Here is a 14997-nt window from a genome sequence, read left to right on the forward strand (position 1 = left end):
GGATGTTGTCCTCAGGTGCGGGTCGACCGCTTTCGCGGGGGTTAGCGTCCGACGCCGTAGACGCCGCGAGCATCGTCGCGGATGACCCGGCCGAGGCTGAGCTCGACGACACGGCGCCGCATCGAGTCGACGATGGAGTGGTCGTGGGTGGCCATGATCACCGTGGTGCCGGTCCGGTTGATCCGCTCCAGCAGCAGCATGATGTCCTGGCTGGTGTCGGGGTCGAGGTTCCCGGTGGGTTCGTCGCAGAGCAGCACCAGCGGCCGGTTGACGAAGGCCCGGGCGATCGCCACCCGCTGCTGCTCGCCACCGGAGAGCTCGTGTGGCATCCGATCTGCCTTGCCTTCAAGACCGACCAACTGCAGCACCTGAGGCACCACGCGGCGGATGTCGTTGCGAGGCTTGCCGATCACTTCCAGCGCGAAGGCGACGTTCTCCGCGACGGTCTTGTTGTTCAGCAGCCGGAAATCCTGGAACACACAGCCGATGCGCTGGCGCAGCCTGGGGACGCGGCGTCGCGGCAGTTTGGCGACGTTCCAGTCGGCGACGAAGACCCGTCCGCGGGTGGGCACGTCCTCGCGCAGGAGCAGTCGCATGAACGTCGACTTGCCGGACCCGGAGGGCCCGATCAGGAACACGAACTCGCCCTTGTCGATGCCCACCGAGACATCGTCGAGAGCGGGCCTGGTCGACGTTTTGTACGTCTTGGACACGTGCTCAAGGCGGATCACGGGGCGTGAGTTTACCTGCGACCTTTAGGGGGACAGCACTCACCCGGACCGGCGGCCACACCACCGCTCACCTGCGGCTTCGCCACCGGTCAGCCCCCTGCGGGCGGTATTGGTCAGGCCACGCTCTGCTGCTGGCGGCGCCAGCGGATGCCGGCCTCCAGGAAGCCGTCGATGTCGCCGTCGAGCACCGCGTCGGGGTTGCCCACCTCGAAATCGGTGCGCAGGTCCTTGACCATCTGGTACGGGTGCAGCACGTAGGAACGCATCTGGTTGCCCCAGCTCGACCCGCTGTCCTTGAGGGCGTCCAGTTCGGCGCGCTCCTGCTCCTTCTTGCGGGCCAGCAGCTTGGACTGCAGCACGCGCATCGCGGCGGCCTTGTTCTGCAACTGCGACTTCTCGTTCTGGCAGGAAACCACGATGCCGGTTGGGATGTGCGTGATGCGCACGGCGGAGTCCGTGGTGTTCACGCTCTGCCCGCCGGGGCCGGAGGAGCGGAAGACGTCGACCCGGATGTCCTTTTCCGGGATGTCGACGTGGTCGGTCTCCTCCACGACCGGCAGCACCTCGACACCGGCGAACGAGGTCTGCCGCCGCCCCTGGTTGTCGAACGGCGAGATGCGGACCAGCCGGTGGGTGCCCTGCTCGACCGAAAGCGTGCCGTAGGCGTAGGGGGCGTTGACCCGGAACGTCGCCGACTTCAGGCCAGCTTCTTCGGCGTAGGAGGTGTCGTAGACCTCCGCCGCGTAGGAGTGGCGCTCGGCCCAGCGCAGGTACATCCGCATCAGCATCTCGGCGAAGTCGGCCGCGTCGACGCCGCCTGCCTCGGCGCGGATCGTCACCATCGCCTCGCGCTCGTCGTACTCGCCGGAGAGCAGGGTGCGCACCTCGAGGGCTTCGAGGTCGTTCTTCAGGCGGTCCCGCTCGTCGTCGGCCTCGGCCAGCCCGGCCGCGTCACCTTCGTCCTCGCTGAGCTCGTAAAGCACTTCGAGGTCCTCGAGGCGCTGCCGCAACTCGGTGATCTTGCGCAATTCGGACTGCCGGTGCACGAGCTGGCTGCTGACCCGCTGCGCGTGCTCGACGTCGTCCCACAGGTCGGGCTTGGCCGCCTCGGTCTCGAGCTCCGCGATATTCGCACGCAGAGTATCCAGATCCATCACGCTCTCGATGCCTTCGAGGGTGTTGGACAGTTCCTTGAGGGCGGCGGCGACGTCGGGATTCACAGTGCTCAGCGTACTTCACCGGCCACGGGCCGCCCACGAGGACGGCCCGTTTCCGGCAGTGGGCGGTTCTGGCCGTCGTTATGACCAGCACCACTCACGGTGACTCAGTCCGGAATCGAGTCCAGCAGCTTGATGATCGCCCGGTTGTAGGAGACGGTGAAGTCCGCGGCCGCCTTCTCGTACGGGTCCGTGGCGGCCTTGGCGGCATTCTTGGCCTCGTCCATCTTGACCGCGTATTGCGAGCGAGCGGACTCGACCAGCCCGGAACGCTGCTTGGGCGTCAGGGAGCCGGAGTAGACCAGCCGGAGGATCAGTGGGCTGCGGACGTTGTCCGGTCCCGGTTCGGTGTTCAGCCACGACTTGAAAGCCCGCTTGCCGGCGGCCGTGATCGCGTACTGCTGGCTGGAGCGCGGGCCCTGCTTGCCGAGGCGCAGCAGACCGGCGTCGGTCAGCGCGGGCAGCTCGCGGTAAACCTGGCTGCGGGTCACGCTGAAGAACCCTCCGAAGCGCTCGGTGGCGGCCGCAACCAGCTGACCACCGGTCTTCGGACCTTCGTGCAGTAGTCCCAACAGGGCAGCGGATGTCGCATTCAGCTCGGTCACATCTGCCACGGTGCCATGCCATCGCGCCGCTGTCCACAGTGGTCCCAGGTTCTGTCCACTGTGGTTGCAGTGCACTGGTCCAAGTGGACGAACGGTTGCGCCATTGGCGCGCGCGCCGGATGACTGGCGAGGCCGCGCCGCCGAACACGGGGCGCACACGCCGACGGCCCGGCGCCCCCACGCATTGCAACGAGCACTACCTCGGTTCGCCTGGATGGGGGTTCTTCGCGGCGCGATGCGGTGTTATCACGTTTCGGATCCGCCCAACTACGTCATGTCACGAGCACTCTGCACTTGGCCGACCAGTTGGCGGCCGACGAGCGGCCGATTCAGGAGGTGCGGGCGTGCATCGCAGTTGGTTGCGTACCAAGGTCAACGAGAGCAAGACGAAGATGACCAACAAAGTCACCGAGCAAGCCAGGCGGGCCAAGTCGCTTGTACCCATGCAACGCGAGGGCGAAACCGACGCCTGCATGGTGTGCGGACGCGCGATGCGCCCGGCGCGCGTGGTGCGGGGCGAGGGAAGGGTGTGTTCACCGACCTGCGCCCGCCAATGGGCCCAAGGCCTCTCGTAGCCGCCGAAGACCGCCGGAAACAAAAGAAATCGGTAGGCCCGGCTCTTGCCGGGCCTACCGATTTTAGTAGCGGGGACAGGATTCGAACCTGCGACCTCTGGGTTATGAGCCCAGCGAGCTACCGAGCTGCTCCACCCCGCGCCGTGTGCGTTTTTCTGTTGTGCCAGGAACTTTACACCCCGCGAAAAGGACCGGAACACGGGGGTCCCTAATTCGAATGCACCCCACCCCACCAGCAAAAACCCAACCCGCCAGAGCAACCACGCAACGGCGGCCGACCGAAGGCCGCCGACGCCACGGCGCATCGTGCGGGGAACCCGCCAAAGGCGTGGGCCTACATCAAGTTCACGGCAAGACCCGAGCACGGCCGTTCCACTGGGGCCGGTCGGGCGTCCAGACCGGAACAGCCCGCAACACGGGGAGCCGACGAAGTCGGCACCGGCACCGCAGCAGCTTGCGGGCCGCACGCAGAAATGACGGAAACGGGAAAAGGGCCCCGGCAAAAGCCGGAGCCCTTTTCCACGCGGTTGGTAGCGGGGACAGGATTCGAACCTGCGACCTCTGGGTTATGAGCCCAGCGAGCTACCGAGCTGCTCCACCCCGCGTCGTGTGCCGCTAACTTTACGGGCCAGTGAACCTTAGTGCAAATCGCCTGGCCAGAGAAGTGACGCACGGCATTTTGCACCCTAACGGACGCCGGAAAAGCGGCGGGGCGAGGACCGCTGCGCAATCCCCGCCCCGTCGTCGTGCCGCTCCGTCAGCCGCCGCCGCCCTGGGCCTGCTCGAATCGCTTGATCGCATCGTCGAGCTGCTGGTAGGCCGTGCCGAGGTCGGCGAAGTTGCCCGACTGCTGGGCCTTCCGGACATGCTCCAGGGCCGCCCGGATGTCGGTCACCGCTTGGGAGAGCTGGGGACTGCCGGGCGTCGTCTGCGACGGCGGCTGCTGGCCCGTTGTCGGCGGCGGCTGGGGGGTCTGGCCCGGGTTGGTGGCTTGCCCCGCACCGGAACCGAACACCTCCTCCAGCGCCCCGGCCAGGGTTTCGGAGAAGCCGACTTTTCCGCCGAACGACACCAGCACGCGGGCCAGCTGCGGATAGGCGTCCGACTCGTTGCGCTGGATGTAGATCGGCTCGACGTAAAGCAAGCCGCCCGCGACCGGCAGCGTCAGCTGGTTACCGAAGATCGCGGTCACATTCGGGTTGTTGAACAGGGTCCGGTTCTCGGTGACTTCCGGCGTCGACTCCATCTGGTTTTGGACCTGATTGGGGCCGGGGGTCTGGGTGTTGGTCGGCAACCGCAGCACGCTGAGCTTGCCGTAGCTGTCCGGGTCGGAGGACGCCGATACCCAGGCCGCCAGGTTCTGCCGCCGTAGGGCGGTGAGCGCGCTGGTCAGCTGGAAGTGCGGCTTCGCCTGGTCGCCGATCTGGGCCAGCACGTAATACGGGGGCTGCTGCCCCGCGCTGCCGCCGCCGGAGCCGCGATTGGTCGGGTCGGACGGCACCTCCCAGAAGGTCTGGGTGGAGAAGAAGTCGCCCGGGTTGTCGACGTGGTACTCGGTGAGCAGCTTGCGCTGCACCTTGAAGATGTCCTCTGGGTACCGGAAGTGGTCGCGCAGCTGCGGGCTGATCGCGCTCTGCGGCTTGACCACACCGGGGAAGACGCCTTCCCACGCCTTGAGCACCGGATCTTTGTCGTCGACCGAGTAAAGGTCGACGCTGCCGTCGTAGGCGTCGACGGTGGCCTTCACCGAGTTGCGGATGTAGTTGATCTGCTGGTTGGGCTGCCGCTCGACGCCGGTGAGGGTGTCGTTGGTGGCCTCGCCGAGCTCGGTCAACTCGGAGTACGGGTAGTTGTTCAGCGTGGTGTAGCCGTCGACGATCCACTTGATCTTGCCGTCGACCACCGCCGGGTAGGGGTCGCCGTCGAGCTTGAGCCACGGCGCGACCTGCTGCACCCGGTCCCGCGGGTTGCGCTCGTAGATGATCTTGGAGTCGCTGCCGATCGCGCCGCTGAACAGGAAGTTCCGCTCGCCGTAGTAGGCGGCGAACACCATCCGCTGGAACAGGTTGCCGACCGGGACGCCGCCCTGACCGGTGTAGGTGTACTGCTGCTGGTCGGTGTCGTACTCGCGGGGCTGTTCGCCCGGGTTCCCGCCGACGATCGCGTAGTCATTGCGACCCACCAGCTCGCCGTAGTAGACCCGCGGCTGTTTGACCGGGATCGCGCCCTGGCCCTTGTTCGCCACGTCGCTGATCTGGAACACCGGGTAGCCGCCCTGGGTGGCGCCCTCTTTGAAGGTCGAGTCGACCTGATCGGCCGGTGCGGCGACGAAGCCATTGCCGTGCGTGTAGACGGTGTGCCGGTTGATCCAGTTCTGCTGGTTGACGGCGAGCCCGTCGGTGTTGATCTCGCGCAGCGCGACGAGGTAATCCCGCAGTTCGCCGTTGGGTTCGCGGTACCGGTCGACGTCCAGCTTGCCGGTGAAGCCGTAGAAGTTGTACTGCTGGGTCAGCTGGGTGAACGTCGGGGCCAGCACATTCGGGTCGAGCAGCCGGATGTTCGGGATGGTGCCCTTGTCCGCGGCCACGTCGCTCGGCTGCAGTTGGGTCCGGCCCGGATAGTCGATGAATTGGACGTTCGGACCGTCTATGTGGAACGCCGCCTTCGTCGCCGCCAGGTTGCGCTCGATGGACTGCGCCTCCCGCTGGTTCGCGTTGGGGCGCACCGAGAACTGCTCCATCAGCGCCGGCCACACCGCCCCGACCACGACGCTGGAGAGCACCAGCAGGACCGTGGCCAGCGCCGGAATCTGCAGGTTCCGCAAGAAGATCACCGCGAAGAACGCGATCGCGCAGAACACCGCGATGCACATCAGGATCAGCTTCGCCGGCAGCACCGCGTTCAGGTCGGTGTAGCTGGCGCCGGTGAACAGCGGGTTGCGCTGCGACAGCAGCAGGTCGTAGCGGTCCAGGAAGTAATCGACCGCCTTGAACAGCACGAACAGGCCGGCCAGCACGGCCAGCTGGACGCGGGCCGGCATGGACAGCTGGCCGGTGCGCCCGGCCAGCCGGATGCCGCCGAAGATGTAGTGCGTGATCAACGCACCGATGAAGGACACGGTGACCGCGATGAACCCCCACGACAGCAGCAAGCGCCAGAACGGCAGCTCGAAGGTGTAGAAGCTGATGTCGTTGCCGAACTCGGGATCGACCTGCCCGAACGGCACGCTGTGCAGGAACAGCTGCAGGGTCTGCCAGTCGGACTGCGCGGCGAGGCCGCCGATCACGCCGACCACGATCGGCACCCCTAGGCCGAAGAGGCGGGAGCGCTCGGTGGCCACGGTGCGGTACCGGGCCAGCGGGTCGTCCGGGCCGCTGACCGGTACGAACACCGGCCGGTTGCGGAAGGCGAGCCACAGATTCAGGGCCAGCACGCCGCCGAGGAAGATCGCCGCGCCCACCCCCAGCCCGGCCCGCGACAGCAGCTGAGTGGTGAAGACCTGCCGATAACCGACCTCACCGAACCACAACCAGTCCACGTAGGTGCCCAGCAGTCGCGATCCGGCGATCAAGGCGACCAGCACGATGCCGCCCAGAATCAACAGGATCCGGCTTCGCCGGGACAGTTTCGGCATTCCTACCGGGGGCCGCATGGCCACAACGCACGCTCCTGGTGACGATCAGCAGGCCTTGGGCGGTACCGGAAGACGGCCGCCCTCGTGATGTTCAACTCTACGACCCCCCCGGGAAGTTCCTGGAAGCGGCGTCGCGAACTGGATTAATTGGACATCTTTCGCAGGTCGCCGCCGTGGCCGACGGCGGTTGCCGGAACCGGCGGTGCGACTATGGCGGCATGTCACCGGAGACCCCCGAAGAACTCACCGCGGCGCTGCCGTCGGCCGCCCGCGAGATCGAGGAGTTCGTCGACGCGGCGGGTTGGGACCAACCGGCCCAGGTGTTCGCCCTCGTGCCCACGAGCCGACTGCTGGCCGCCGAACCCGGGCTGGCCGACCAGCTCGACCCGGCCGCACCGCTGACGCCGATCGCGCAGGAGGCGCTGCCCGCCGAGGACCTCGCCGAGGCGCTGAGCCGCATCGAGTGGCCGGACCAGGTTTCCGGTTGTGCGCTCGTGCAGGAAATCGTGGTACTGCCGCCGGAGGCGGAAGCGGAGCTGCCCGGCGAGGCCGAGGCGGCGCGGCAGGCCGCCGCCGAGCACCCGGAGCGCCGTGAGGCACGACTGGTCGCGGCGGTGCTGCGGGACGGCGGCGAGGCGTGCGTCATGCGGCTGCGCACATCCGGTGACGACACTGGCGGCGAGATCGTTCAAGATCCGTCGCTGGCTCCGAACCTGCTCACCGCCCTGCACGCCACCTTCGCGGAGTAGCGGCCGTTCTGCTGGCGGCCGCGGTACCAGGCTCCCGCTGAAATCGCCGTGCGGTCAGCAGCTGGGCGGGACCTGGCCGTCGCGGAGGTCGTCGAGGGCCTTGGTGGCGTCGCCGAGGGTGGCGACCTTGGCCAGCTGCAACCCCTCCGGGGCCTGCGCCTTTGCCTCGGCGCAGTTGCCCGCCGGCACCAGGAAGGTCGTCGCGCCCGCTTCGCGGGCCTTGACCATTTTGAACGGGATGCCGCCGATCGGCCCCACCGCGCCGTCCGGGTTGATCTCCCCGGTACCCGCGACGAACCGGCCGCCGTTGAGCTCGCCCGGCGTCAGTTTGTCGATGATCGCCAGGGTGAACATCAGCCCCGCCGACGGGCCGCCCACGTCGGCCAGGCTGATCTTGATGTGGAAGTTGACGTCCGGACGCTCGACCGCGCCGACGCCCAGGAAGCCCTGCGGGTCGCTGCCCGGGTTCGCCGCCAGCTGCACGCTCGCGGCCCGTTCGGGCTGGTCGGCGTGCCGGAACCGGATCTCCACCCGGTCACCGGCCTTGGTCCCGTTCAGCGCCGCCTTCAGCGAGGGCGGGTCCGTCACCGGCTTGCCGTTGGCCGTCAGCAGGTGATCGCCGGGTTCCAGGACCCCGTCGGCCGGGCTGCCCTTGACGATCTCGCCGACCACCACCTTCATCGGATAACCGAGGTAGCGCAGGGCCGCCGTCTCGGCCGAGGTCTGCGAGTCGTTGAACGCCCTGGTGTTCTCCTGCTCGATCTGCTGCTCGCTCTTGTCCGGCGGGAAGTACAGCTCGCGCGGCGCCAGCGCGTACCGACCACTGATCCACAGCCCCAGCGCGCCGAACAGGGAAAGCTGGTCGGTCACCGACACCGTCGTCATGTTCAGGTGTCCGCCGGTCGGAAAGGTCTGCTGACCATCGATGCTGATGACCGGGACGTTCCCGTCGAGCCCGAGCGTGTCGTATGTCGGCCCCGGCCCCAACGCCACGTACGGCACCCGGACGAACGCGCCGAGCAGGCCGAACGCGACTACCAGCACGACACTTGTCAACAGCGTCCACGTACGGCGATTCACGAGGCGACAGCGTACGTGTTCGCTGTTAACGATGTGTGCGGTGTTCGCGTCTGGCGAGCTCCGGATGCCTTCTGCGCGGCGAGGCAGGCCGCGTACGGTGGAACTATGACCAACTTGCCGTTCGGGTTCAGCTCCCAGGATCCCGACGACCCCGACAAGGGCGACTCGTCGCAAGGCCGCTCTGAGGGCGGCGCCGGAAACTCCGGGGATCTACCCGGTTTCGGTTTCGGCGGCATGCCCGGACCGGGCGGCATGCCTAACTTCGACATCGGCCAGCTCGGCCAGATGTTGACCCAACTCGGCCAGGCGCTCAGCCACTCCGGCAGCGGCGGCTCCGGCCCGGTGAACTACGACCTCGCCAAGCAACTCGCGGTGCAGCAGTTGCACAACAGCCAGCGCACCGAGCGCCCCAGCCAGGAGCAGGTCAAGGCGGTCGAGGACGCGGTGCGACTGGCGGAGCTGTGGCTGGATGCCACCACCTCGCTGCCCGCCGGGGTGCGGTCGGTGCAGACCTGGTCGTCGGTGGACTGGGTGGAGAAGACGCTGCCCACCTGGCAACGGCTGTGCGATCCGGTCGCGCAACGAATGTCCAGCGCCTGGCTGGAGGCGTTGCCGGAGGAGGCGAAGCAGGCCGCCGGCCCGCTGCTGTCCATGCTCGGGCAGATGGGCGGGATGACCTTCGGGTCGCAACTGGGCAGCGGCCTGGCCCAGCTCGGTGGCGAGGTGCTGACCTCGACCGACATCGGCCTGCCGCTGGGCCCGGCGGGCACTGCCGCGCTGCTGCCCGCCAACATCGAGAGCTTCATCGAGGGCTTGGACCGGCCGATCAGCGAGGCGACCGTGTTCCTCGCGGCCCGCGAGGCGGCGCACCACCGGCTGTTCAGCCACGTGCCGTGGTTGGGTCAGCGGCTGCTTGCGACCGTCGAGGAGTACGCCCGCGGCATCCACATCGATACCTCGGCGCTGGAAGACCTGGCCAGCAAGATCGATCCGGCCAACCCGAGTTCGATGCAGGAGCTGATGACCTCGGGAATGCTCGAACCGAAGACCACCCCCGAGCAGCAGGCCGCGTTGAACCGGCTGGAGACGCTGCTCGCGCTGGTCGAGGGCTGGGTCGACATGGTCGCCGGGGACGCCGTCGGCGAACGGCTGCCGGGCGCCGGTGCGCTGACCGAAACGGTCCGGCGGCGCCGGGCGAGCGGCGGGCCGGCGGAGCAGACCTTCGCGACCCTCATTGGCCTGGAACTGCGGCCCCGGCGGATGCGTGACGCCGCGAACCTGTGGCGGCTGCTGACCGAACGCCACGGTATCGAGGGCCGGGACCGGATCTGGGACCACCCGGACCTGCTGCCGGGCAGCTCGGACCTGGACGAGCCGCTGGACTTCGCCGACCGCTGGGGCGCGGGCTCCGCGGATCTGGACGACCCGATCGCCGCGATCCGCCGCGCGGAGGCCGACCAGGCGACGAAGTCCGACGATGAGCGCGGTGGCTCGACGAAGCACGACGACCAGGACGACGGCTCGTCGAAGCGCGACGACGAGAGCTGATACCGACCACCTGCGAGCGAGCGGCGGGGCACCTTCGAACCGTCTTCGGAGGTGCCCCTCATCTTGCTGCCGCTTCGGGTTCCTCCGCGTCGTCGTCCAGGCCGATGCCGAGTTGGGCGGCCGCCGAAATCCCCTCTAGGTACCCGATGGCCCGCTCGGTCTTCGGGTAGCGGCGTACCCACTTCCAGAAGTCGGCGCCGTGCCCGGGTACCAGCAGGTGCGCCAACTCGTGCACGAGCACGTAATCGAGCACCCAACCGGGTACATCTCGGAGGCGCTGACTCACCCGGATGGTGGCCTCGCTGGGCGTGCAGGAGGCCCACCTCGTGCGCATCGGTGGCACCCACCGGACACCACGTGGTTGTGCCCGGCCGTCGAGGTACCTGGCGGACAGCTCAAGGCACCGCTGGATCAGCGCCTCGTCGGACTCCCGCGCGGGCGAGCGCCGCCGCGTCTCACTGCGCTGCAAGCGGCTGAGCATATCCGCCACCCAGCGCTTTTCCTCCGCGCGGCTCATCCGCGCCGGAAGCAACACCACGATCTTGTCACCGTCGCGATAGGCGCTAACCGTCTGTCGGCGGCGCTTGCTGCGGCGCACCTCGACCTGGGGTTCAGCCACGAAAGTGGACCTTAGCGAGTGGGCCCGACAAACGGATCCCCCTGTGAGCTGAGCCTCAGCACCTACCGACCGTGATCCGCCAAGGTATTACTCCATTAAGTCGAACGTGCGATCCTCTTAATGCATGCATGTCGAATGGCCCACATGTACCGTTCCCCCAGCCGCCCGGAGGAGGGCCGCAGACGACCCAGCTATCAGGCTGGATCACAACATGAAGGAGGGGAGCCGTGGCCGAGACGTACAACGGCTACTGCGTGAAGTGCCGGGAGAAGCGTGACTTTTCCGGTGAGGTCTCGGAGACCAACGGTCGCCGGATGGCCAAGGGCATCTGCCCGGTCTGCGGCACCAAGATGACCCGCATCCTCGGTAAGGCGTGACCGGGCACGGGTGGGCCGCCGGCCGGCCGCCCACCCGCCCGCAACGCCGACGCACTTCGCTCGTGCGTTCGACATCGCACCGGTCACGCGCCGGGGCGCCAGGGGGACGACGTGTGTCGCGATTCGGCGGTCCCCCGGCTTGATCCGCTCACCGCTTTTTTCTGTTCGGTGCAATGGTGCGTGCCGCCAGTGAGCCGAACACGGCGCTCAACATGTCGATCACGGCCCAAGGTGTCGCAGGAAACCTCTAGCATGTGACTGGGTTTCTCGATCTCGAATAGGTCTTCGGACTCTTCGGACATCGAGAGGGTTTTCCTGCACGCACCAAGGAGAATTCGTGGCCGACATTCCCCGCCGAGCAACACACCGCACCGCCAAGCTCGCCAGTCTGCCGCTCGGTGTCGCAGGTCGCATGGCCGCCGGGTGGGGGAAGCGGCTCACCGGGCAGAACGTGGCGGAGATCAACGCCGAGGTGTCGGCGAAGACCGCCGAACAGCTGTTTGCCGTTCTGGGCCAGCTCAAGGGCGGCGCGATGAAGTTCGGCCAGGCATTGAGCGTGTTCGAGGCCGCCGTGCCGGACGAGATGGCCGGCCCGTACCGCGAAGCGCTGACCAAACTGCAGTCGGCGGCTCCGCCGATGCCCGCCGACAGCGTGCACCGGGTGCTCGGCGAACAGCTGGGGCGCGCGTGGCGGAAGAGGTTCGCCGAATTCGACGACACCCCCGCGGCCGCGGCGAGCATCGGGCAGGTGCACCGGGCGATCTGGCATGACGGGCGTGAGGTCGCTGTCAAGGTGCAGTACCCGGGCGCGGACGAGGCGCTGCGCTCCGACCTGCGGCAGCTGATGCGCTTCTCCCGGCTCTTCCAGTCTCTGGCACCCGGCGCCGAGATCAAGCCGCTGCTGGCCGAGCTGCAGGACCGCATGGTCGAGGAGCTCGACTACCGCACGGAAGCAGACAACCAGCGGGCCTTCGCCAAGGTGTTCCATGGCGATGCCGATGTCCGGGTGCCGGCCGTGGTCGCCAGCGCCCCCAAGGCGGTCGTCACGGAATGGGTGACGGGCAAGCCGTACGCGCGGATCATCGCCGACGGCGACCGCGAGGAGCGCAATGTCGCAGGTCGGCTGCTCGCCGAGTTCCACTACTCCGCGCCCGCCCGGGTCGGCTTGCTGCACGCCGACCCGCATCCCGGCAACTTCATGCTGCTGCCGGACGGCAAGCTGGCCGTGATCGACTTCGGTGCGGTTTCCCGGCTGCCGGACGGCCTGCCGACGACTTTCGGCCGGATGATCCGGCTCGCGTTGGAGGACAAATCCGCGGAACTGCTGGACCTGCTGCGCGAGGAGCGGTTCGTGCAGGCCGACCGGGAAATCCAGGCCGAGGACGTGCTGGCCTACCTGGCGCCGTTCGTGGACCCGGCCCGGATGCCGACGTTCCACTTCACCCGGCGCTGGCTGCAGCGCCAGGCGGAGCGGGTCGGCGACCTGCGCAGCCCGGACTTTCGGACCGGGCGCTCACTGAACCTGCCGCCCGACTACCTGCTGATCCACCGAGTCACGCTCGGCGCCACCGGCATCCTCTGCCAGCTCGATGCCGAAGTCGGCGCCCGCGACATCATCGCTCGGTGGCAGCCGGGGTTTTCCGACTGACCGCCGCCGCACCCCGGAGGCCGTTCCGGTCGGGCGCGTGGTCAACCGCAGCCCCGGCGAGCAGCGCCGGAGGTCGCCGCTGCCCTCAAGCCACGGGCCGGGTGCCGACGTGGACCGTGTTCGCCGCGAGGTAGTACACGTCGTCGCGGTTCCCGGCGTAGTGCTCGCTCGCTTCGTCGAGCAGCTGGTCGAGAGCGGCCAGATCCGCGGGTCCGATCCGGTTCTCGGCATCCCGCCGGAGGAATTCGAGCCGTCGCAGCACCGCCTGGCGCGCGACACCGGCGACCGGGGCCGGGCGGTCCACGAGGTAGCTCCACGAGCGCACCTCGGTCAGGCCGCTCGCGGAGAGCGCCTTGCCCCACCCCAGCGGCATCCGGACCGAGCCGGGCATCTCGGCCCGCATCTGCCGGAACCAATCCTCGCGGGCGGCGATCAACCGGGCCTCCAGTCCCGGCTCGCTCAGCCCGACGTCCGGCGGCAGCACCTTGGTGGCGAGCCCGAACTCGATGATCGCCAGTCGGCCGCCGGGACGCACCAGGCTCGCCAGTCGTCGCACCCCGGCCAGCTGGTCGGGCAGGTGGTGCACGGCTAACGCCGCGAAGACCAGATCGGCCTGCGTCGGAGCGCCGGCTTGCGCCAGTTCTTCGGCCAACGAGTCCTCGGCGGCGTCCGCCCGGACCGCGTGCACCTGCACCCGGTCGGAAACCTGCTTGACGTGGGCGCCCGCCGCGGCGAGCAGCTGCGGGGCCGTGTCCACGATGGTCAGCACGCCCCCGGAATCCGCCAGCGCCGCTGCGAAGGCCGCCGCCTTCCCGCCCGCCCCGGCGCCGATCTCCAGCACAGTGCGGTCGGACGGGCGCAGCAGCTCGGCGACGACTTCGGCGATCTCCGGTGCGTTCAGCTCATCGCCGTCCCGAAGGTGCTGGAGGTGCTCGTCCCAGTCGATGTTGTCGTGTGAGTGCGCGGCCACGGGCACCACCTTACGAGCATCTCCCCGCCCGGCGCGCCAGTTTTTCAAGGTGCGCAGGCACTCGAACGCGCTTCGAGCTGCGCGGCGGGTTCTTCAAGCGACGAATTCTCAGTCGCCACCCCGACCTCGGACTTCCGACGACCCGGGCGTGGTCGGGTCGGGGGCCGGGTGAGACAGCGACTGAGAATCCGCAACGATGCAAAACGATTCGGCACCGCGTGGCTACCGTGGACTGCTGAGGCGGTCCCGGCCCCAGGGGCTCGCGCCACGGGCCGCGCGTTCCGCCCGCCTGCCGGCGTAATCGGCCAGCCAACGCCACCAACGGCCGGCGGCGACCTGCCGGGCCAACCGTTGTCGATGCGCTTCGTCCAGTAACTCCTTACTTCGTAACCGGGACAGGTCCTCGGGCAACAACATTCGTACCTCGTTCTTCGTCCGGGTGCCGGTGATGGGATCGGTCGTTCGGTGGTAATTCATGCTGCCTGCTCCTGACCTTGTCGCTTGGTTGCGCCGACAACCGGCGTCTCGGTGGGCAGCGGGTGCTTGCGGGGGCGGCCGCGCGGACGCTTGCGAGCGACCACCGCGCCGCGCTCGAAGATTTCGCCTCCCCAGACCCCCCAGGGCTCACCGCGGGACAGGGCGCCGGCCAGGCACTCGGCCTTGATCGGGCAATCGGCGCACAGCGACTTGGCCTGATCCAGGTCCCGCGGACTCTCGGCGAACCACAGGTCCGGGTCCTGACGGCAGGGCAGTCGGCAGTCCAGCGTTGCGGAGCCGTCGAACAAGCCGGCCACGGTGTCCCCGTCCGGCAGCAAGACCCCGCCCGACCTGGGTATCGGCACACTCGCGGTCAACATGCAACTTCCTCCTGTAGTCGATCGGCGGCAGGTTGTGGTTGTGGATGACGGAAAACCAGGAACAACAAGAAGGCCGCGGACCCGATGTGAGGTCCGCGGCCTTCGAGAAGCCTGGGGCGTTCCTAGATCAGTGGATCAAGGAATCGCCAACGAACGGACCGGCGCAGGGCGGCCACGCCCTGCGGGAACGCGCGGAGCCAGCGCGGAGCGGACTTTCGGCCATAGTCGGCATCGTGTTCGGCAACAGCCGGGAATGGCGCAAAAGTGACGCGGAACAGGGCGATGGCCCCCACCATGAGGTGGCTCGGGGTGCGAGACATCAGAATCGTGGACACCAGGGCCACCTCCCTTCTGGACTCAGACCGCGGTTTCGTCCGACCACGGCTC

General features: G+C 68.2%; 15 protein-coding genes and 2 tRNA genes. 5 read left to right on the forward strand and 12 right to left on the reverse strand.

What is annotated here, in order from left to right; all coding sequences use genetic code 11:
• Positions 1–41: 41 nt before the first annotated feature.
• From ftsE to BJ970_RS04270, 3 genes are all read right to left on the reverse strand, one after another.
• Positions 42–731 carry a cell division ATP-binding protein FtsE gene (gene ftsE / locus BJ970_RS04260; RefSeq protein WP_184723996.1) on the reverse strand — a complete coding sequence of 230 codons (690 nt, stop codon included), beginning with the start codon at positions 729–731 and terminating at the stop codon, positions 42–44.
• Between the two features lie 113 nt (positions 732–844).
• Complete coding sequence (gene prfB, locus BJ970_RS04265) at positions 845–1951, reverse strand: peptide chain release factor 2 (protein ID WP_184723999.1); 1107 nt, start codon at positions 1949–1951, stop codon at positions 845–847.
• Positions 1952–2055: 104 nt separating this feature from the next.
• Positions 2056–2553 (reverse strand): PadR family transcriptional regulator, encoded by a 498-nt coding sequence (locus tag BJ970_RS04270; protein WP_184724002.1) that lies wholly within the window; start codon positions 2551–2553, stop codon positions 2056–2058.
• Positions 2554–2897: 344 nt separating this feature from the next.
• Between BJ970_RS04270 and BJ970_RS04275 the strand changes: the two genes are divergently transcribed.
• Complete coding sequence (locus tag BJ970_RS04275) at positions 2898–3128, forward strand: hypothetical protein (protein WP_184724005.1); 231 nt, start codon at positions 2898–2900, stop codon at positions 3126–3128.
• A 67-nt stretch (positions 3129–3195) separates the two neighbouring features.
• Here the strand turns inward: BJ970_RS04275 and BJ970_RS04280 are convergent.
• The 3 genes from BJ970_RS04280 to BJ970_RS04290 form a co-directional block, all read right to left on the reverse strand.
• Positions 3196–3269 (reverse strand) — tRNA-Met (locus BJ970_RS04280).
• 387 nt (positions 3270–3656) lie between these two features.
• Positions 3657–3733: transfer RNA gene (locus BJ970_RS04285), tRNA-Met, on the reverse strand.
• Between the two features lie 152 nt (positions 3734–3885).
• Positions 3886–6762 carry a UPF0182 family protein gene (locus BJ970_RS04290; protein WP_246471177.1) on the reverse strand — a complete coding sequence of 959 codons (2877 nt, stop codon included), beginning with the start codon at positions 6760–6762 and terminating at the stop codon, positions 3886–3888.
• A 218-nt stretch (positions 6763–6980) separates the two neighbouring features.
• On the opposite strand from BJ970_RS04290, the gene BJ970_RS04295 reads away from it, so the two are divergent.
• The gene (locus tag BJ970_RS04295) at positions 6981–7511 is read left to right on the forward strand and encodes a PPA1309 family protein (RefSeq protein ID WP_184724008.1); all 531 of its coding nucleotides are present in this window, start codon (positions 6981–6983) and stop codon (positions 7509–7511) included.
• 54 nt (positions 7512–7565) lie between these two features.
• Here BJ970_RS04295 and BJ970_RS04300 read toward each other — a convergent pair whose 3' ends face one another.
• Complete coding sequence (locus BJ970_RS04300) at positions 7566–8591, reverse strand: YlbL family protein (protein WP_184724011.1); 1026 nt, start codon at positions 8589–8591, stop codon at positions 7566–7568.
• 105 nt (positions 8592–8696) lie between these two features.
• Here BJ970_RS04300 and BJ970_RS04305 point away from each other — a divergent pair, with 105 nt between their 5' ends.
• Positions 8697–10139 (forward strand): zinc-dependent metalloprotease, encoded by a 1443-nt coding sequence (locus BJ970_RS04305; RefSeq protein ID WP_184724014.1) that lies wholly within the window; start codon positions 8697–8699, stop codon positions 10137–10139.
• Positions 10140–10197: 58 nt separating this feature from the next.
• Here BJ970_RS04305 and BJ970_RS04310 read toward each other — a convergent pair whose 3' ends face one another.
• Positions 10198–10758 carry a M48 family metallopeptidase gene (locus BJ970_RS04310; RefSeq protein ID WP_184724017.1) on the reverse strand — a complete coding sequence of 187 codons (561 nt, stop codon included), beginning with the start codon at positions 10756–10758 and terminating at the stop codon, positions 10198–10200.
• Positions 10759–10985: 227 nt separating this feature from the next.
• On the opposite strand from BJ970_RS04310, the gene BJ970_RS04315 reads away from it, so the two are divergent.
• Both BJ970_RS04315 and BJ970_RS04320 read left to right on the forward strand, forming a co-directional pair.
• The gene (locus BJ970_RS04315) at positions 10986–11135 is read left to right on the forward strand and encodes a DUF5679 domain-containing protein (RefSeq protein ID WP_184724020.1); all 150 of its coding nucleotides are present in this window, start codon (positions 10986–10988) and stop codon (positions 11133–11135) included.
• A 337-nt stretch (positions 11136–11472) separates the two neighbouring features.
• Positions 11473–12783 (forward strand): ABC1 kinase family protein, encoded by a 1311-nt coding sequence (locus tag BJ970_RS04320; RefSeq protein WP_184724023.1) that lies wholly within the window; start codon positions 11473–11475, stop codon positions 12781–12783.
• Positions 12784–12868: 85 nt separating this feature from the next.
• Here the strand turns inward: BJ970_RS04320 and BJ970_RS04325 are convergent, their stop codons facing one another.
• From BJ970_RS04325 to BJ970_RS04340, 4 genes are all read right to left on the reverse strand, one after another.
• Entirely contained in the window at positions 12869–13753 is an 885-nt protein-coding gene (locus BJ970_RS04325) for a class I SAM-dependent methyltransferase (RefSeq protein ID WP_184724026.1), read from the reverse strand.
• 222 nt (positions 13754–13975) lie between these two features.
• Entirely contained in the window at positions 13976–14230 is a 255-nt protein-coding gene (locus tag BJ970_RS04330; protein ID WP_184724029.1) for a hypothetical protein, read from the reverse strand.
• Entirely contained in the window at positions 14227–14610 is a 384-nt protein-coding gene (locus tag BJ970_RS04335) for a WhiB family transcriptional regulator (RefSeq protein WP_184724032.1), read from the reverse strand. The genes BJ970_RS04330 and BJ970_RS04335 overlap by 4 nt, the downstream gene beginning before the upstream one ends.
• Positions 14611–14732: 122 nt before the next feature.
• Entirely contained in the window at positions 14733–14945 is a 213-nt protein-coding gene (locus BJ970_RS04340; protein WP_184724035.1) for a hypothetical protein, read from the reverse strand.
• Positions 14946–14997 lie beyond the last annotated feature (52 nt).

This window comes from Saccharopolyspora phatthalungensis (assembly GCF_014203395.1).
GTDB lineage: Bacteria > Actinomycetota > Actinomycetes > Mycobacteriales > Pseudonocardiaceae > Saccharopolyspora > Saccharopolyspora phatthalungensis.